Source organism: Corynebacterium sp. AOP40-9SA-29, assembly GCF_052377405.1.
Classification (GTDB): Bacteria; Actinomycetota; Actinomycetes; order Mycobacteriales; family Mycobacteriaceae; genus Corynebacterium.
This window is the reverse complement of sequence record NZ_JBQSWR010000015.1, coordinates 12,981-29,476: the sequence shown is the minus strand read 5'-3', so window position 1 is coordinate 29,476 and position 16,496 is coordinate 12,981. Positions and strand designations below refer to the sequence as shown.

Here is a 16,496-nt window from a genome sequence, read left to right as displayed (position 1 = left end):
CGTGCGCGTGGGTCTTGTTGCCGGCGCCGGAACGGCTGACCTCGTTGCCTGGGGGCCCGGTGATATTCTCGACGGGACCAATCACCAGCTTCCCAGGAGACACTGATGACGACGCCCGGCGATGACAGCAACGAAAACGGCGGCAACGGCAGCAACGGCAACAACGGCAGCAACGGCAACAACGGCAACAACGGTAACGGCGAGTACCGGCCGAACCGGTGGAGCAACCCCAGCGACGGCTCGGCCGCCAGTTCCAGCGCGGGCTCCAGCGCAGCTTCGAACCCGAACCCGGGTGCCTTCCCCTCGTTCGGTGCCCAGCCGCAGGCGGGGGACGACTCCTACGCCTACGGCGCGCACGCCGCACCGTCCGGCCCCGGGCAGGGCGCGGGTGCCAGCCAGGACTCGTTCTTCTCCGCGCTGTTCGACTTCAGCTTCACCCGCTACGCCACCCCGTCGATCATCAAGTTCGCCTACGCGCTGGGCTTCGCCTTCATCGCGCTGATGTGGGTGGGTTATGTGCTCTTCGCGCTGTTCGTCCCCGTCAATGAGTTCGGGGTGGGCGGCCTCTTCCTGGGCCTGTTCGGGATCATCATCCTCACCGTCGGCATGCTGTTCATGCTGATGTCTTTGCGCATGATGCTGGAGTTCTATCTCTCCAATATCCGTATCGCGCAGTCGGCGCAGGCGATCGACCAGCGTCTGCTGGAGCGCGACGACCGCTCCACCGGCCGACACTGACGGCGTCCGGCCGCGATAGGCCTCGATAGACCACAACCTTCGGACCAGTCGTACACTGGTCAGCATGTCCAGAAGCCCTCGTCCTCAGTACCGGGACGAGGGTTTTGTGGTGCGCACCCACAAGCTGGGAGAAGCGGACCTCATCGTGGTGCTGCTGACCCGTGAGCACGGCCTGGTCCGCGCGGTGGCCAAGGGCGTCCGACGCTCGAAGTCGCGTTTCGGCGCCCGACTCGACCGGTTCTGCCTGGTCAACGTGCAGGTCTATCCGGGGCGCAACCGATCGAAGCCGGATGGTGGCCTGGCGAACGTCACCGACGCCGTCACCGTGCACACCTACGCCCCGCAGGTCAGCGCGGACGTCGACCGGTTCTACGCCGGCGTGGCGATGCTGGAGGTCGCCGAGCTGACGGTGCAGGGGTCGGGGGAGGACGCCGCGCACGTCGTCGACCTGCTCGACGAGTCGCTCGCCGCACTCGCCGCACCGGACGCCGCACCGGATGCCCAACAGATCCCGCCGCGGACGCAGGCGGACCGGTTCGTCCTGCGCGCATTGGGGATGGCCGGCTGGGCGCCGAGCCTGGTGGACTGCGCGCAGTGCGGGCGTCCGGGCCCGCACCGGGCGTTCCACCCGCTGGCGGGTGGGGCGGTCTGTACGTCGTGTCGTCCTTCTGGGGCGTTCACGCCGCCGGCGCAGGCGGTGCGGGTGCTGTGGCTGCTCTCGCGCGGGCTCCCGCGCGACCTGGCGGAAGTCGCCGCGGCGCCCGACGGGGCCCGGGTGCTGGGTATCGCCCATGAGCTGCTGGTGTCGCATGTGCGCAATCAGACAGAGACCCCGTGCCGAGCTTTCTCGTCCCTGTGAGTTGCGGTCTGGCACAATATTGGGCGTGAGTAGACCTGAGATCCCCGCCGAGTTCATTCCCCGCCACGTCGCCATCGTGATGGACGGCAACGGTCGGTGGGCGCAGGAGCGGGGGCTGCAACGCACCGAGGGGCACAAGCGGGGCGAGGATGTGCTGATGGACATCGTCGACGAGTGCCTGGCGCTCGGGGTCGGTTACCTGTCGGCGTATGCGTTCTCCACGGAAAACTGGCGACGCAGTGCCGACGAGGTGCGCTTCCTCATGGGTTTCAACCGGGACGTGTTGCGTCGGCGTCGTGATGAGCTGGACGCCAAGGGCGTGCGCGTGGTGTGGGCGGGGCGTCGGCCGCGGCTGTGGCGTTCGGTCATCTCCGAGCTGCAGAAGGCGGAGGAGCAGACGAAGGACAACACCCGGCTGACGCTGGTGATGTGCGTGAACTACGGGGGACGCGCCGAGATCACCGACGCCACCCGCGCCATCGCCGAGGAGGTCGCCGCCGGGCGGATGAAGCCGCGCGAGATCTCGGACAAGACCCTGTCGGCCTATATGAACGATCCCGGCATGCCGGACGTGGACCTGTTCCTGCGCCCCTCCGGCGAGCAGCGTACGTCGAACTTCCTGCCGTGGCAGTCGGTGTACGCCGAAATGGTCTACCAGGACGTGCTCTTCCCGGACTTCACCCCGGAGCACCTGCAGGCCGCCGTGCTGGAGTACGCAAAACGTGACCGACGGTTCGGGGGCGTGAAATGACCGAGCAGGACGCTGCGCAGGACGCTGCGCAGGACGCCGCGCAGGACGCTGCGCCGACGCGCCAGCAGCTCACCCGCTGGCGTCGCTACCTCGCCGACGAGCGCGCAGAGGGCGCGGTCTACCGTGAGCTCGCCCGCAAGCGGACCGGGGAGGAGCGTGAGATTCTGCTGGCGATTGCCGAGGCGGAGTCGCGGCACGAGGAGTACTGGCGCGAACGGCTCGGCGACGATGTCGGACTGCCGCGCAAGGCAGGGGTGAACACTCGGCTGATGGCGTGGATGGCGCGTCGGTTCGGGTCGGTGTTCGTGCTGGCACTGTTGCAGTCGGCGGAGTCGCGCAACCACTATCTTTCCGACGCGGACGCCACTGAGCAGATGGCGGCGGACGAGGCGATCCACGCCGAGGTGGTGCGTGGTCTGGCCGCCCGGGGGCGGGCGAAGATGTCCGGCGACTTCCGCGCGGCGATCTTCGGGGCGAACGACGGTCTGGTGTCGAACCTCGCCCTGCTGCTCGGCATGTACGGCGCGGGTGCGGGGCAGGCGACGATGCTGACCGCCGGTATCGCCGGGCTGCTGTCAGGAGCCTTGTCGATGGCGGCGGGGGAGTACGTCTCGGTGACGAGCCAGAAGGAACTGCTCGAGGCATCCACCCCGGATCCGAGCGCGAGCACGGCCGTGCCGAAGCTGGACGTGGACCGCAATGAGCTGGAGCTGGTCTACCGTGCCCGTGGTATGGATTCCGAGGCCGCCGGACGCAAGGCGCGTGAGGTATTCGCCGAGATCGCCCGCCTCGAGGTCATTAAGGACTCAGCAGATGCCGCTGAGGTGGAGTTCGACGCAGACGTCGACGTGGATGTGGACGTCGATGTGGACGTCGACGCCGAGGCTGTCGAAGAGGCGGAATCCAGCGGGTCGGGCCTGTCGGCGGCGGTGTCGAGTTTCCTGTGCTTCGGCGTCGGCGCGCTGGTGCCGGTAGTCCCGCTGATCTTCGGAATGGTCGGACTGTCCTCGATCGTGGTGGCGTGCGTCCTGGTGGGCATCGTCCTGCTGGTGACCGGCGCGCTGGTCGGGCTGCTGTCGGGGATGTCGCCGTGGAAGCGGGCGCTGCGTCAGCTGGCGATTGGGCTGGGTGCCGCGGCCGCGACATTCGCGCTGGGTACGTTGTTCGACGTCGCGGCGATGTAGCTGGTCCTAGAGGCGGGTCCGGGCCGGCCGTCAGTTATGCCGCTGACTCTTTGCGCAGTCGGCGCATAGCCCGAAGACATCGGCGGTGTGCCCGGTCATCACGAAGCCATGCTGCTGGGCGACCTCGGCAGCCCAGCGTTCCACCGGCCCACCGTCGATCTCCACGGCCTTGCGGCAGGACGTGCAGACCAGGTGATGATGGTGGTGCACGGAGCTGCAACTGCGGTAGAGCATCTCCCCGCTGTCGTCCTGCAGCGTATCGATCATGCCCTGGGTATTGAGCTGCTGGAGGGTGCGGTACACCGTCGTCAGACCGACCTTGTGCCCGCGCTCGGTGAGGGTGGCGTGGATGTCCTGTGCGCTGGCGAACGTCGTCATCCCGTCGAGGGTGTCGACTACGGCGGCACGCTGACGGGTGTTTCGTTGTCCGATCTGAGGTGTGTTCATCGTGACCCCAGCCTAACCGTTCGCGCCTGCGGGCGGGGAGGAAAACAAGCGCATCCGCGACATTCAGGGCGCCGGGGAAGCACCGGGGAAGACCCGGGGAGGTGACCGGCAGTCACCGTGGAAATTGCAGGTGAGCATGGTTTGTCCGAGGTAGTTGTGTCGGACTTGACAGGGGTGGCTGGACACCCGTAAATTAAGGCCAGTTCCCCAGGGATGGCTTGTCCCCCCCCTAAGTCCGTCCCACCAAACGGGGAACAAGGCCCCATCCTCTTCGGAGGACAGCGTGGCCGGGACCCGCGATAACCCCCCCCTTCGCGGGTCCTTTTTAATGCCTAAATGTGGCCGGTGCTTACCGGTGGTGGGGAGGTGCGGACCCGCCGGGTGCCTCCACGCGGTGTCCCCGGTATCATGGGCGTGATTGTCTGAACGACCGTCTATTCCACCGTCTTTTCGAGGAGTGCCCGGAGCCCATGGCCGCAAGTAACATCGAGACCGTCGTCAACCTCTGCAAGCGCAGGGGACTGGTGTTCCCTGCAGGTGAGATCTACGGCGGTACGCGCTCCGCCTGGGACTACGGTCCCCTGGGCGTGGAGCTCAAGGAGAACATCAAGCGTCAGTGGTGGCGTCACATGGTGACCTCCCGCAAGGACGTCGTCGGTGTCGACACCTCCATCATCCAGCCCACGCAGGTGTGGGAGGCCTCCGGCCACGTGGAGGTCTTCTCTGACCCGCTGGTGGAGTCGCTGTACACCCACAAGCGCTACCGTGCCGATCACCTCCTGGAAGCCTACGAGGAGAAGCACGGCCACGAGGCCCCCAACGGCCTGGCGGACATCAACGACCCGGTCACCGGCCAGCCCGGCAAGTGGACCGAGCCGCGGGAGTTCTCCGGCCTGCTGAAGACCTACCTTGGTCCGGTGGACGACAAGGAAGGCCTGCACTACCTGCGTCCGGAGACCGCCCAGGGCATCTTCATCAACTTCAAGAACGTGATGGGCGCGTCCCGTCAGAAGCCGCCCTTCGGCATCGCCAACACCGGTAAGTCGTTCCGCAACGAGATCACGCCGGGCAACTTCATCTTCCGTACCCGCGAGTTCGAGCAGATGGAGATGGAGTTCTTCGTCAAGCCGGGCGAGGACGAGGAATGGCACCAGACCTGGATCGACGACCGGTTCAACTGGTACGTCAACCTGGGTATTGACCCGGAGAACCTGCGTCTGTTCGAGCACCCGAAGGAGAAGCTGTCCCACTACTCCAAGCGCACCGTGGACGTGGAGTACGCCTTCAACTTCGCCGGTTCGAAGTGGGGCGAGCTCGAGGGCGTCGCCAACCGCACCGACTACGACCTGAAGACTCACGCCGAGCACTCCGGTGAGGACTTGAGCTTCTTCGACCAGGAGTCGGGCGAGCGGTGGATCCCTTACTGCATCGAGCCGGCCGCGGGCCTGGGTCGTGCGATGATGGCCTTCCTCGTCGACGCCTACTTCGAGGACGAGGCGCCGAACACGAAGGGCGGCGTCGACAAGCGCACCGTCCTGCGCCTGGATCGTCGTCTGGCACCGGTGAAGGTCGCCGTCCTGCCGCTGTCGAAGAAGGAGACGCTGACCCCGACGGCCGAGAAGGTCGCCGAGGAGCTGCGTGGCCTGTGGAACGTCGATTACGACGTCTCCGGTGCCATCGGGCGTCGCTACCGTCGTCAGGACGAGATCGGCACGCCGTTCTGCGTCACCGTTGACTTCGACTCCCTGGAGGACAACGCGGTCACCGTGCGCGAGCGCGACACCATGTCCCAGGAGCGTGTCAGCATGGACAAGCTGCAGGGCTACCTCGCCGAGCGCCTCGCCGGCTGCTAGACGGAGGACAAATCCCCTTATGCCGAACCCTGATATCCGCTGGACGGTCCCGTCCGACGGTCACACCTTCCCGATCTACGCCGGGCTGCCCAGCGACATGGACCGGGTCGGCGAGTACTCCGTGGAGCGCGACGTCGCGTCGATCCGCTTCGGCGGCGACACCTGGCAGCTCGAGGCGGACGAGGGGCCGCGGATGACGGCGACGACGGGTGAATCCACCGGATCGCAGGTGTTCACCGCCGTGGGGGACGCCAAGACCTTCGGCGCGTCCAAGAACGTCAGCTGCGTTGCCGATCGGCACCGCGTGCTGATTCACGCGGAGTCGAAGAAGGAATTCGTGCTGTTCAAGGCTCCGGAGGATCCGGATGAGCCGCTGGACCTGGCGAATGCGAAGAAGATCGGCCAGTTCAGTTCGGAGAACGGCGGGTTGAAGAACGTGCACGTCTCTTTCGTGGGGTCGGGTAAGCGGCTCCCGTTGGACGTTCAGGTGTTCCTGTCGTGGGTGGCACGGCACGCGATGGAAACCCGGGTGCTGTCGACCACCTGGCGGCTGTCGATCTTCCTGATCGTGCTGATCCCGTTCCTGGTGCTCTACTTCCTCGGGTTCCTCTGAGGCTTTAGCGGAAGACGTCTCTAGCGGACGACACGAAACCGGGCGCAGATCAGCGCCCGGTTTCTCATTGTCTCCACGAGTTCCATCTCGAGGCGACGGGGGAGCAGGGGAGCGCCGGATCCGAGGGTGACGGGGGCGTACTGGATCCACACCTCGTCGAGGAGGCCGGCGTCGGCGAACTGTCCGGCGAGGTCCCCGCCGCCGACGATCCACAGGTCCTTGTCACCGGCGGCGGCCGTCATCGCCGCGTGCACCTCGGCCACCGGATCCTGGGTGAAGCGGATGTCCGCGGTCTTTACGTCGGGGAGGTCACGGTGGGTGAAGACCCAGGTCGGCGCGCTGTAGGGCCAGTCGTCGGCGTTGGCCAGCAGCCATTCGTAGGTGGTGGCGCCCATGGCGAGCGCGCCGATCCCCTCGGTGAACCGCTCGGGGGACATCGGCCCGTCCCAGTCGAAGTCCTGGGACGTCAGCCAGTCCAGTGAGTGCTCGGCGGTGGCCATGAACCCGTCGAGACTGGACGCGGTGAAATAGTGGGTGGTCATGGGGTCGAGGGTAGTCGGGTACTCCGGTGGCCTTAGAAGCTGCCGAAGTCGCCGCCTCCACCGAAGCCGCCCCCGCCACCTCCGCCGAAGCCACCGCCCCCGCCGCCGAAGCCTCCGCCGAACCCACCATTGCCGCTCAGCAGGGAACCGAGCACGACGCCGGCGACGAGGTTTCCGCCTCCGCCGCCACCGCGGCCGTAGTAGTTGTTGCGGCGGTTGTATTCCTCGATGTCACGGCGGGCCAGCTGGGAAGCCTGGCGGGCCAGGGCATTGGCCTGTTGCGCCGCAGTGAAGGCGGCGCGGGGCTTGGTGTCGCGCTGTTGGTGCGCGGCGTCCAGGGCCTGACCAGCCGACTGTGCGGCGGACCTAGCCTCCACACCGATCATGCGTCCACGGGTGTGGATGGTGTCCTCGACGGCACGCAGGTGATTGGTGGCGTCGGCAATGGTGCGGTCCACCATCCCGAGGGTGCGCTGGTAGTTGTTCTCCGCCCCGCGGGCCTCGTCGAGCTGGATATCCAGTTCACCGTCGGCGTCCAGCAGCTCGGAGTAGGTGCCCAGCGGGTCTTTGTCACCCTTTTCACGTGCCGCGGCGAGCGCGGTCTTCGCCCGCTCCACCGCCTTGCCCAGTTCCGCGCGGTCGATCTCGGCGTTGCTCGCGGCCAGGTGAGTGGCCTCCGTGATCTCCTCGTCGACCTCCTGGATGAGCGAGTCGAGACTGGCCTGCGCTTCGTGGAGCTGGGATTCAGCGTGCTCCACGGCAGAGAGCTGACTGTCCGCCTGCTTGATCGCCAGGTGTGCGGAACCGGCGGCGTCGATGAGCTCGCCCTGCTGGCCGGCCGGCAGGTTCAGCAGTTCACGGGCACGCGTGATCGCCTGCTCGGCCTCGGTGATCTCTGCCTCGGCGATGTCGGGGTTGTCTGCCACGGATTCCAGCAGTTCCGGGTCGACCTTGGTCGACAGGTTTTCCAGGATCTCCCTGGACCGCGGGATGCGCGAACGCAGTTCAACAGTCTGCTGGAAGAACTTCTCGACGATCTCGGGGGCGTCGATCAGCTTCTCGCGCAGGGTGGCGAAACGCTCGGCCTGCTCGTCGAGGTTGTCGTCGGCGGTGCCGCAGGAGGAGATGATGTCGATCAGCTGGGCGCGCTCCTCGTGCTCACCGTTGAACAGGCCGTTCTGCAGCCGCTGGTGGGTGTCGTAGGCGCGCGCGAGCGCCTTCTTCGAGACCTCCAGGGCCTTGCGCAGGTCGCGGGTCCGCTCCTCACCGAACTCCGCCTCAGCGGTGTCGAGCTCCTGGTGGCCCTTGCGGATCGACTCGTCGGTGCTGTGCAGTTCCTCGCTGGCCAGCGTGCGCAGCACGTGGGTGGGCTGCTGGGACAGGTCGTCGGTGTTGTCGGGGGTGATCGTACGGGCGGACTCCAGCTGCTCGGCCTCGTTCTCGTGCTTCTTCTTGCGCGAGTACCAGATAGCTCCGCCGGCACCGCCGACCACGACCACGGCAGCAGCGCCGCCCCAGGCGTAGGTGGAGGCTGGGGTGACGTCGGCGACGACGTCGGCGATTGCCTGGCCGCCGGAAGCCCAACCGTCGCCCATGCTGCTACGGATCGCTGAGTTCACGTCCTCCGTGACACTGTCGGGGACACTCGTCCCGGGCGAGGTGGCGAAGTTCCTCTCTTGCGTGTCAATGACCACGACGAGAGTGTCGTTGGCAGGTCTCTGTGTACGCAGTTCCTCGGCATAGTTGTCCAGGTCCGTCGGTGCCGAGTCGGTGTACACCAGGTACGCCCTGACCCCGGTCTCGGACGGCCCGTCGGCGAGGGTCTCCTCGATGGAACTGCGCTCGGAATCGGAGAGCACGCCCGCCTGGTCCACGACCTGGGAGTCCAGGGTGATGTCGGTGGAGGTGTCGGAGTCCGTGGCGGTGCCCTGTGCGAGCACGGTCGTCGCAGCGTCCTGTGTCACGTCCTGCGCAGGTGCCGCGGCAGCGGAACCGGCCCCCAGTCCCAGTCCCAGACCGGCCCCTGCCACCCCCGCGACGGCGACCGAGGCGGCGAAGCGCCGGAGTCGGACGGAAGGGGAGGGCCGGGGAAGATTCCGGGAGTGATTCGCAGCATACATGCATCCCACAATAACGAAATCCGCGAACTCGGGTGCGTAGTCTTAGGCGCATGAACGGCAGAACCTTGGGCAGCACCGCAGGACGTACCGCCGGTGCGGGCATACGTGGACTGATCTACATGGTCGTCGGCACGGTCGTCATTGCGATCGTCCTCACGCTCGCCACGGCGGCGCACGTCTGGGCGTACGCCCGGCAGGACGACCGGACGCAGGCGGACACGATCCTCGTCCTCGGCGCGGCACAGTACAACGGCACCCCGTCGCAGTGGTTCGCTGCCCGTCTCGACCACGCCGTGGACCTCTACGAGGAGGGGGTGTCCGCGCACATCACCACCATCGGTGGCAAGCTCGAGGGCGACGTGTACACCGAGGCCGAGGCCGGCGCGGACTACCTGCGCGAGCAGGGCGTGCCGGACGAGGCGATCACCGAGATCAACGAGGGTGCCGACACCCTGGGGTCGGCCGAGGCCTTCGCCCCGGTCGCCGAGGAGAACGGGTGGGACCGCGTGCTGGTCGTCACCGACCCGAACCACTCGCTGCGTGCCACGAGCATGGTCGGCGACCAGGGGGTCGACGCACACGCCTCGCCGACGAGGCAGGGCCCGGCGGTGTCGAGCCGCAAGGAGCAGCTGGACGCGATCATCCACGAGACTGGTGGGCTGATGTACTACCGGGCGACCGAGGAAGGCGGCGGTGACTACACCGTCGACGAAGACTGAACTGACCAGCACTGAGATTAGGGAGCAGGACCACCGTGCAACGATACGGCTACACCGCCCATGACCTGGACCGGATCATCGGGGTGCCGGGCAAGTCGCTCGGTGTCGACGGCGCGGTGCCCGACGCCCGCGACGACTTCGACCGCGATCGTGCACGCGTGCTGCACAGTGCGGCGCTGCGGCGTCTGGCGGACAAGACGCAGGTCGTGGGGCCCGGCTCCGGCGACACCCCGCGTACGCGGCTCACACACTCCCTCGAGGTCGGCCAGATCTCCCGCGGCATCGGCAAGACCCTGGGCGTGGACCCTGACCTCGCCGACCTCGCGGGGCTGACGCACGACATCGGCCACCCGCCGTACGGGCACAACGGCGAGCGCGCACTCGACGAGGCCGCGGCGTCCTGCGGCGGTTTCGAGGGTAACGCGCAGACCCTGCGCATCCTCGTGCGCCTGGAACCGAAGACCGTCGGGCCGGACGGACGCAGCTACGGGCTGAACCTCACGCGTGCGTCGCTGGACGCCGCCTGCAAGTACCCGTGGGGGCCGACGGCGCCCGACGGGACGCGGCGTCGCAAGTACTCCTGCTACACCGACGACCTGGAGGTGCTGTCCTGGATCCGTGAGGGCGCCCCGGAGGGACGCAAGTGCCTCGAGGCCCAGATCATGGACTGGGCCGACGACGTCGCCTACTCGGTGCACGACGTGGAGGACGGCATCGTCTCCGGACGCATCAGCATGAACGTGCTGTGGGACCTCGTGGAACTCGCCGCGCTGGCGGAGAAGGGTGCGCGCGCCTTCGGCGGCGACCCCGAGGAGTTGCTGGACGCTGCGGACCGCCTGCGTCGCATGCCGCCGATCGCGCGCGCCGCGGACTTCCACGGCACCCTCCAGGACCTCGCCGCGCTCAAGGGCCTGACCAGTGAACTGGTCAGCCGGTTCGTTACCGCCGCGGTGACCGCCACGCGGCAGGCGCACCTGTCGGACGGTGCCGAAGACGGTGCCGGGGCGTCCGGCGATCACCGTGTCCCGCTGGGGCGCTACGCCGCCGACCTGGCGATCCCGGCGGAAGTGAAGGCCGAGGTCGTGCTGCTGAAGTCCCTGGCGGTGCTCTACGTCATGGACGAGGGACGCCACCTGGCAGACCAGGAGCGCCAGCGCGACCGCATCTTCCGCGTCACCAACTACCTCACGCAGGGCGCGCCAGGCAGTCTGGACCTGCTGTTTCGTCCGTGGTGGGAGGCGGCGGCGTCGGACGCCGACCGTCTGCGCGTGGTCATCGACCAGGTCGCCTCACTGACCGAGGCGCGTCTGGAACGGCTGGACCGTTCGGCCTCGGCGATCAGCGCCGCCTGGGGCTAATGCGGGGGCTCAGCCGTCAGTCTTCGGCGTCGGGGATGGCGCAGAAGCTCTCGTAGTGATCGGCGGTGTAATACCAGACGTCCGGGTCGGTGTCCGTGCCGCCGCCGACGACGATGCGCCTGGCCCCACGGTGGTCCAGGCCGGGGGTGGTGACGGTGTACTCGCGGTAGTAGTCGCCGGATTCCTCGGGCAGCACGCCCTCGTAATTGCCGAAGTGTTTGCCGTCGTGGTCGGGGTGGGCGAAGGTCCCGTCGCCGAGGATGGTGTCGATGACCTCGTCGGCATCCTCGGGCAGGGACGCGACCGCGCAGGTGTCGGCCTCGCTGCTGGAGCTGCTGCTGTTGTCGCTGCCGTTGTCATCGGTGACGGCGTCGATGCCGAAGTAGCCGGCGACGAGGACGATCGCAGCGCCGGCGAGACTGCCGAGGACTTTGTTATTCGATGTAGCCACGGTGGTCAGTAGACCACATCGGACCAGATCCGGTGTATGTGCGGCGGGTTTGGCGCGGGTGGCTATCATGGTCGCATGGCACGAGGGCGGATTCCGGACACCGACATCGCCGCGATCAGGGAGCAGACCCCGATCGAGGAGGTGGTGGGCGAGTACGTCCAGCTCACCCCGGGTGGTGTGGACTCGATGAAGGGGCTCAGTCCGTTCAAGGACGAGAAGACTCCGTCCTTCCACGTGCGGCCCAACAAGGGCTACTTCCACTGCTTCGCCACCGGCGAGGGCGGGGACGTCTTCAGCTTCCTGATGAAGATGGAGCACGTCACCTTCCCGGAGGCCGTCGAGCAGTGCGCCGAGCGCATCGGCTTCCGTATTAACTACGAGGGCGGTGGCCCGGTGAACCGGGTCGAGCCGGGGACCCGGCAGCGGCTGGTGGCGGCGAACCGCGCGGCCCACGAGTTCTACATGGAGCGGTTCAAGGATCCGGAGGACGCCGGGGCGGAGACCGCGAGGGCGTTCCTGCGCGACCGCGGGTTCGACGGCGAGATCGTGGACACTTTCGGCTGCGGGTACGCCCCCGCCGGGTGGGACACGCTCACCAAGCACCTGTTGCGCCGCGGTTTCGAGTTCAAGGAACTTGAGGATGCCGGCCTGAGCCGGATGGGCAACCGTGGTCCGATCGACCGCTTCCACCGTCGGCTGCTGTGGCCGATCCGTTCGGTCGCCGGCGATGTGATCGGTTTCGGCGCGCGCAAACTCTTCGAGGACGACAACCTCGGCAAGTACATGAACACCCCCGAGACGCTGCTGTACAAGAAGTCGAAGGTGCTCTTCGGCATCGACCTGGCCAAGAAGTCCATCGCCTCGGACCACCAGGCCGTGGTGGTGGAGGGCTACACCGACGTGATGGCGATGCACGCTGCGGGCGTGCCGACCGCCGTCGCCGCCTGCGGTACCGCCTTCGGTGAGGACCACCTGCAGATGCTGCGTCGGTTCATGGTGGACGACCAGTTCTTCCGCGGCGAGATCATCTACACCTTCGACGGCGACGAGGCCGGCCAGAAGGCCGCGCTGCGCGCCTTCGAGGGCGACCAGAAGTTCACCGGACGCAGTTATGTCTCCGTCGCCCCGGACGGGATGGACCCCTGTGACGTGCGCATGGAGAAGGGCGATGCGGCGGTGCGCGAGGTCGTCGCCGACCGGATCCCCATGTTCGAGTTCGTCATCCGCACGGTGATCCGCGGCTACGACACCCACCACATCGACGGCCGCGTGGAGGCCATGCGCCGGATCGTCCCGGTGCTCGCCGGCATTCGGGACGACGCCCTGCGTGACGAGTACGCCCGCCAGGCCGCCGGCTGGCTGAGTTGGCCGGACCCCACCGAGATCGTCAGCCAGGTGCGTGCCGAGGCGGCGAAGGGACGCCGCGGCAGCCAGGGCCCGGAACTCAAGGAGGGCGTGGCGCGTCTGGCGCGCCGCTCCGCCGAGGCGGAGAAGGCCGGCACGGCCGCCGGGTCGAACGTGACCTCGATGCTGAGCCGTCCGGACCCATCCGACATGTACCTGGAGCCCGCCCGCGAGGTGCTCAAGCTGATGCTGCAGGAGCCGGAGTTGGTGGGTTCGGACGCCGACGGGCTGCTGCCGGACTCCTTCGAGCACCCCACCTATGTGGCCGTGGCCTCGGCGCTCGCCGCGGCCGGCGGGGTCGGCTCCGTGGGAGAGGGAGGACGCCACGACGCCGGCGCCGACTGGATCGACGCGGTCACCTCCGCCACCGATGACGTGATGTGCCGCGCGGTGATCAGTGAACTGGCCGTGGAGGTGCCGCGGTGTGAGCGTGACCGGCTGCAGTTCTACGCCGGTGCGGTAGTCGCCCGGATGGAGGAGCGCTGGGTCGGCATGGAGATCGCCGAGCTGAAGTCACGGATGCAGCGCATGCGCCCGGACCAGGGCGGGGCGAAGAAGCAGGAGTACAACAACACCTTCGCCGACCTCATGGCGCTGGAGAAATACCGACGCACCCTGCAGGAACAGGCGCAGAGTTACGGTGACCTGCGCGGTTAACCCCGTCGGCGGGTGAACTTGCCCGCCCGCCCCTTGGCGGCGGCGCCCGAGCCGTCCTGCTCACTGACGGGGCGGCCCTTGGCATCGCGCATGCGCGACTGCTCGGCCTCCACGAAGATGTCCTCCTCGTATTCGGCGGCGTCGTTCTCGAGGACGTCCAGCTCCTCGATTCCGTTGGCGCCGTTCACTCCGCGCACGTCGCGGAGTTCGCGCATGCGCGGCTCAGGGTCGATCCGGTCGGCCAGGGCCTTGCGTCCGGCCTGGACGGCGCGACGCGTTGCCGGGGAGTTGACCGCAGCCTCGTAGCCGCGCCGGATCTGCTCGTAGCGGCGGCGTCCGGCCTTGGTGCCGAAGACGTATCCGGCGGCGGCTCCGATGACCAGCTGGATCATGAAAATTCTCTCCTGGTGCGTACTGGGGGCAGGACGGGCAAGGTGATGTTCGATCCCCACCCTACCCCGTGGACCGGACGCGACCGTGCGGAATCATCCGTATCCTCGTGGGCACCATAGAGTCACGGATTTTAGGAGAGCAGCCAAGTGAGTACAACGGTCAAGGGAGTCATCGCGCGCGGCAAGGGTGCCGAGGTGGAGTTGGTGGACGTGGTCGTCCCGGATCCCGGTGCCAATGATGTGGTCGTGCGGGTGCAGTCCTGCGGCGTCTGCCACACCGACCTGGCCTACCGCGACGGCGGGATCAGCGACGACTACCCGTTCCTGCTCGGCCACGAGGCCGCCGGCATCGTGGAGACCGTCGGTGAGGACGTTACCCACGTTGCCGAAGGCGACTTCGTGGTGCTGAACTGGCGCGCGGTGTGCGGGGAGTGCCGGGCGTGCAAGAAGGGTGAGCCGAAGTACTGCTTCGATACCTTCAATGCCTCCCAGAAGATGACGCTTACCGATGGCACGGAGCTGGAGCCGGCGCTGGGCATCGGTGCCTTCGCGGAGAAGACCCTGGTTCACGAGGGTCAGTGCACGAAGGTCAACCCGCAGGCCGATCCTTCGGCGGTGGGCCTGCTGGGCTGCGGTGTGATGGCCGGGCTGGGTGCTGCGGTCAACACCGGTGAGATCAAGCGTGGCGAGACCGTGGCCGTCATCGGTGCCGGTGGTGTCGGTATGGCCGCCATCGCCGGGGCGAAGCTCGCTGGGGCGACCACGATCATCGCCGTGGACCTGTCGGAGGCGAAGCTGGAGCGGGCCCTGACGTTCGGGGCGACGCACACGATCAACCCGTCCGATCTGTCCGGCGAAGGCACCGGGGAGGACCAGCCGGTGGTGAAGGCCGTGCACGAGATCCTCGGCGGTGTCGGTGCGGACGTGGTGGTTGACGCGGTCGGTCTGCCGGCGACGTTCACCCAGGCGTTCTACATGCGTGACCTCGCCGGACGTGTGGTGCTGGTCGGTGTGCCGACCCCGGAGATGACCCTGGAGCTGCCGTTCCTGGATGTGTTCGCTCGCGGTGGGGCGGTGAAGTCCTCCTGGTACGGCGATTGCCTGCCGGAGCGTGACTTCCCGATGTACACCGAGCTGTACCTGCAGGACCGTTTCCCGCTGGGCGACTTCGTTGATGACCGGGTGGGCATCAACGATGTCGAGGCGGCGTTCGAGAAGATGAAGCAGGGTTCGGTGCTGCGATCGGTGGTGGAACTGTGAACGCGCAGGGATCGACCGGGAGCACAGGGAGCACAGGCAGTTCGGGTACCGGGCTGCGCATCGACAGGGTGGTGACCCACGGGGTCTTCGCTCTGGACGGTGGTGAGTGGGAGGTCGACAACAACATCTGGGTCATCGGTGACGATGACGAGGTGGTCGTTGTTGACGCCGCGCATGACGCCGATGCGATCGTCGACGCCGTCGGGGATAGGACGGTGCGTGGGGTGATCTGCACGCACGCGCACAATGACCATGTGACGGTGGCCCCGGAGTTGGCGGAGCGCCTGGATACGCAGATCCATGTGCACCCGGGTGACCAGATGCTGTGGAACCAGACCCACCCTGGTGTGGAGCACGAGGATCTGGCCGACGGCCAGGTCTTTGATGTCGCCGGCACCCGGCTGCGGGTCATCAATACGCCGGGACATTCGCCGGGGTCGTGCTGCCTGTACCTGCCGGAGGCGAAGGTGTTGCTCAGTGGTGACACGATGTTCGCCGGTGGTCCTGGGGCCACGGGACGCTCGTTCAGTGACTTCGATACGATCGTCGAGTCCTTGCGGTCGAAGGTGCTGACGTTGCCGGGAGAGACTGAGGTGTACACCGGCCACGGTGACGCGACGTCGATCGGTGACGAGGCTCCGCACCTGGAGGAGTGGATCGCCCGAGGCTATTGATCGACATACCCCATAGGGGTATTGTCGATGTGGAAAGAAACATCTGAATGAAGGAGCAGGACGTGCCGGAGAACCTGGTGACCGACGATGCTGTGGTGAGCGCTAGTGCCGGTACTGACGCCGTTGCTGACGCCGACAAGGGCGGGTGCGGTTGTGGTACCCACGCCTCCGAGGAGGACGGTGTGCACGGCTACAGCGCGGACAAGAAGCGCTACCTTGCCCGGCTGAAGCGGATCGAGGGGCAGGTCCGTGGCCTGCACCGTATGGTGGATGAGGACACGTACTGCATCGATGTCCTCACCCAGGTGTCGGCGGTGCAGTCTGCCCTCAAGGGTGTTGCCTTGGCCCTGCTGGACGATCACATGCAGCACTGTGTGCTGCACGCCGCACAGCAGGGTGAGGAAGAGGCCATGGAGAAGCTCGACGAGGTCTCCGCGGCCGTCGGGCGGCTGCTGAAGTAGGGGAGAGGGCTAA

General features: G+C 67.2%; 16 protein-coding genes and 1 pseudogene. 12 read left to right on the top strand and 5 right to left on the bottom strand.

Annotated elements, in window-relative coordinates; translation table 11 throughout:
• Positions 1-105 precede the first annotated feature (105 nt).
• From ACT3SZ_RS16120 to ACT3SZ_RS16105, 4 genes are all read left to right on the top strand, one after another.
• On the top strand, positions 106-738 hold the full coding sequence (locus ACT3SZ_RS16120; protein ID WP_444620332.1) for a DUF4282 domain-containing protein: 633 nt from the start codon (positions 106-108) through the stop codon (positions 736-738).
• A 64-nt stretch (positions 739-802) separates the two neighbouring features.
• Positions 803-1,597, top strand: coding sequence for a DNA repair protein RecO (gene recO / locus ACT3SZ_RS16115; protein WP_444620330.1), 795 nt, complete (start codon positions 803-805; stop codon positions 1,595-1,597).
• Positions 1,598-1,676: 79 nt separating this feature from the next.
• On the top strand, positions 1,677-2,348 hold the full coding sequence (locus ACT3SZ_RS16110; protein WP_444620336.1) for an isoprenyl transferase: 672 nt from the start codon (positions 1,677-1,679) through the stop codon (positions 2,346-2,348).
• Positions 2,345-3,532: a VIT1/CCC1 transporter family protein gene (locus tag ACT3SZ_RS16105; protein ID WP_444620328.1), complete on the top strand. Its 1,188-nt coding sequence runs from the start codon at positions 2,345-2,347 to the stop codon at positions 3,530-3,532. Before ACT3SZ_RS16110 ends, ACT3SZ_RS16105 begins: the two co-directional genes overlap by 4 nt.
• A gap of 30 nt (positions 3,533-3,562) precedes the next feature.
• On the opposite strand, the gene ACT3SZ_RS16100 is transcribed toward ACT3SZ_RS16105, so the two are convergent.
• Positions 3,563-3,979: a Fur family transcriptional regulator gene (locus ACT3SZ_RS16100; RefSeq protein WP_444620326.1), complete on the bottom strand. Its 417-nt coding sequence runs from the start codon at positions 3,977-3,979 to the stop codon at positions 3,563-3,565.
• Positions 3,980-4,449: 470 nt separating this feature from the next.
• Here ACT3SZ_RS16100 and ACT3SZ_RS16095 point away from each other — a divergent pair, with 470 nt between their 5' ends.
• Both ACT3SZ_RS16095 and ACT3SZ_RS16090 read left to right on the top strand, forming a co-directional pair.
• Positions 4,450-5,832: a glycine--tRNA ligase gene (locus ACT3SZ_RS16095; protein WP_301443416.1), complete on the top strand. Its 1,383-nt coding sequence runs from the start codon at positions 4,450-4,452 to the stop codon at positions 5,830-5,832.
• Positions 5,833-5,851: 19 nt separating this feature from the next.
• Entirely contained in the window at positions 5,852-6,445 is a 594-nt protein-coding gene (locus ACT3SZ_RS16090) for a hypothetical protein (protein WP_444620324.1), read from the top strand.
• Positions 6,446-6,465: 20 nt separating this feature from the next.
• Here ACT3SZ_RS16090 and ACT3SZ_RS16085 read toward each other — a convergent pair whose 3' ends face one another.
• On the bottom strand, positions 6,466-6,987 hold the full coding sequence (locus ACT3SZ_RS16085; protein WP_444620322.1) for a dihydrofolate reductase family protein: 522 nt from the start codon (positions 6,985-6,987) through the stop codon (positions 6,466-6,468).
• 32 nt (positions 6,988-7,019) lie between these two features.
• Positions 7,020-9,107, bottom strand: a complete 2,088-nt coding sequence (locus ACT3SZ_RS16080) for a TPM domain-containing protein (RefSeq protein ID WP_444620320.1) — start codon at positions 9,105-9,107, stop codon at positions 7,020-7,022.
• A gap of 50 nt (positions 9,108-9,157) precedes the next feature.
• On the opposite strand from ACT3SZ_RS16080, the gene ACT3SZ_RS16075 reads away from it, so the two are divergent.
• Together ACT3SZ_RS16075 and ACT3SZ_RS16070 are read left to right on the top strand one after the other, a co-directional pair.
• Complete coding sequence (locus tag ACT3SZ_RS16075; protein ID WP_301444137.1) at positions 9,158-9,826, top strand: YdcF family protein; 669 nt, start codon at positions 9,158-9,160, stop codon at positions 9,824-9,826.
• Positions 9,827-9,861: 35 nt separating this feature from the next.
• A complete protein-coding gene (locus tag ACT3SZ_RS16070) occupies positions 9,862-11,184 on the top strand; it encodes a deoxyguanosinetriphosphate triphosphohydrolase (RefSeq protein ID WP_444620319.1) in 1,323 nt (440 codons plus the stop codon).
• Between the two features lie 16 nt (positions 11,185-11,200).
• Here the strand turns inward: ACT3SZ_RS16070 and ACT3SZ_RS16065 are convergent, their stop codons facing one another.
• Positions 11,201-11,644 (bottom strand): ribonuclease domain-containing protein, encoded by a 444-nt coding sequence (locus tag ACT3SZ_RS16065; protein WP_444620334.1) that lies wholly within the window; start codon positions 11,642-11,644, stop codon positions 11,201-11,203.
• Between the two features lie 66 nt (positions 11,645-11,710).
• Here ACT3SZ_RS16065 and dnaG point away from each other — a divergent pair, with 66 nt between their 5' ends.
• Positions 11,711-13,696: a DNA primase gene (gene dnaG, locus ACT3SZ_RS16060; RefSeq protein WP_444620317.1), complete on the top strand. Its 1,986-nt coding sequence runs from the start codon at positions 11,711-11,713 to the stop codon at positions 13,694-13,696.
• Between the two features lie 161 nt (positions 13,697-13,857).
• Here the strand turns inward: dnaG and ACT3SZ_RS16055 are convergent.
• A pseudogene (locus tag ACT3SZ_RS16055) lies at positions 13,858-14,088 on the bottom strand (hypothetical protein); the annotation flags it as partial.
• 147 nt (positions 14,089-14,235) lie between these two features.
• Between ACT3SZ_RS16055 and ACT3SZ_RS16050 the strand changes: the two are divergent.
• The 3 genes from ACT3SZ_RS16050 to ACT3SZ_RS16040 are packed head-to-tail and all read left to right on the top strand — an operon-like array spanning position 14,236 to position 16,483.
• Positions 14,236-15,348 (top strand): S-(hydroxymethyl)mycothiol dehydrogenase, encoded by a 1,113-nt coding sequence (locus ACT3SZ_RS16050; RefSeq protein WP_444620315.1) that lies wholly within the window; start codon positions 14,236-14,238, stop codon positions 15,346-15,348.
• Positions 15,345-16,022 (top strand): MBL fold metallo-hydrolase, encoded by a 678-nt coding sequence (locus ACT3SZ_RS16045; RefSeq protein ID WP_444620314.1) that lies wholly within the window; start codon positions 15,345-15,347, stop codon positions 16,020-16,022. The genes ACT3SZ_RS16050 and ACT3SZ_RS16045 overlap by 4 nt, the downstream gene beginning before the upstream one ends.
• Positions 16,023-16,069: 47 nt before the next feature.
• Entirely contained in the window at positions 16,070-16,483 is a 414-nt protein-coding gene (locus ACT3SZ_RS16040) for a metal-sensitive transcriptional regulator (protein ID WP_444620313.1), read from the top strand.
• The last annotated feature ends 13 nt before the right edge of the window (positions 16,484-16,496 follow it).

What these genes read in the sequence shown, in the direction of transcription:
- dnaG (WP_444620317.1), top strand. Translation starts at nt 11,711, where the DNA reads ATGGCACGAGGGCGGATTCCGGACACCGACATCGCCGCGATCAGGGAG.
- ACT3SZ_RS16075 (WP_301444137.1), top strand. Translation starts at nt 9,158, where the DNA reads ATGAACGGCAGAACCTTGGGCAGCACCGCAGGACGTACCGCCGGTGCG.
- ACT3SZ_RS16085 (WP_444620322.1), bottom strand. Translation starts at nt 6,987, where the DNA reads ATGACCACCCACTATTTCACCGCGTCCAGTCTCGACGGGTTCATGGCC.
- recO (WP_444620330.1), top strand. Translation starts at nt 803, where the DNA reads ATGTCCAGAAGCCCTCGTCCTCAGTACCGGGACGAGGGTTTTGTGGTG.
- ACT3SZ_RS16100 (WP_444620326.1), bottom strand. Translation starts at nt 3,979, where the DNA reads ATGAACACACCTCAGATCGGACAACGAAACACCCGTCAGCGTGCCGCC.
- ACT3SZ_RS16105 (WP_444620328.1), top strand. Translation starts at nt 2,345, where the DNA reads ATGACCGAGCAGGACGCTGCGCAGGACGCTGCGCAGGACGCCGCGCAG.
- ACT3SZ_RS16090 (WP_444620324.1), top strand. Translation starts at nt 5,852, where the DNA reads ATGCCGAACCCTGATATCCGCTGGACGGTCCCGTCCGACGGTCACACC.
- ACT3SZ_RS16120 (WP_444620332.1), top strand. Translation starts at nt 106, where the DNA reads ATGACGACGCCCGGCGATGACAGCAACGAAAACGGCGGCAACGGCAGC.
- ACT3SZ_RS16110 (WP_444620336.1), top strand. Translation starts at nt 1,677, where the DNA reads ATGGACGGCAACGGTCGGTGGGCGCAGGAGCGGGGGCTGCAACGCACC.
- ACT3SZ_RS16080 (WP_444620320.1), bottom strand. Translation starts at nt 9,107, where the DNA reads ATGTATGCTGCGAATCACTCCCGGAATCTTCCCCGGCCCTCCCCTTCC.
- ACT3SZ_RS16095 (WP_301443416.1), top strand. Translation starts at nt 4,450, where the DNA reads ATGGCCGCAAGTAACATCGAGACCGTCGTCAACCTCTGCAAGCGCAGG.
- ACT3SZ_RS16040 (WP_444620313.1), top strand. Translation starts at nt 16,070, where the DNA reads ATGAAGGAGCAGGACGTGCCGGAGAACCTGGTGACCGACGATGCTGTG.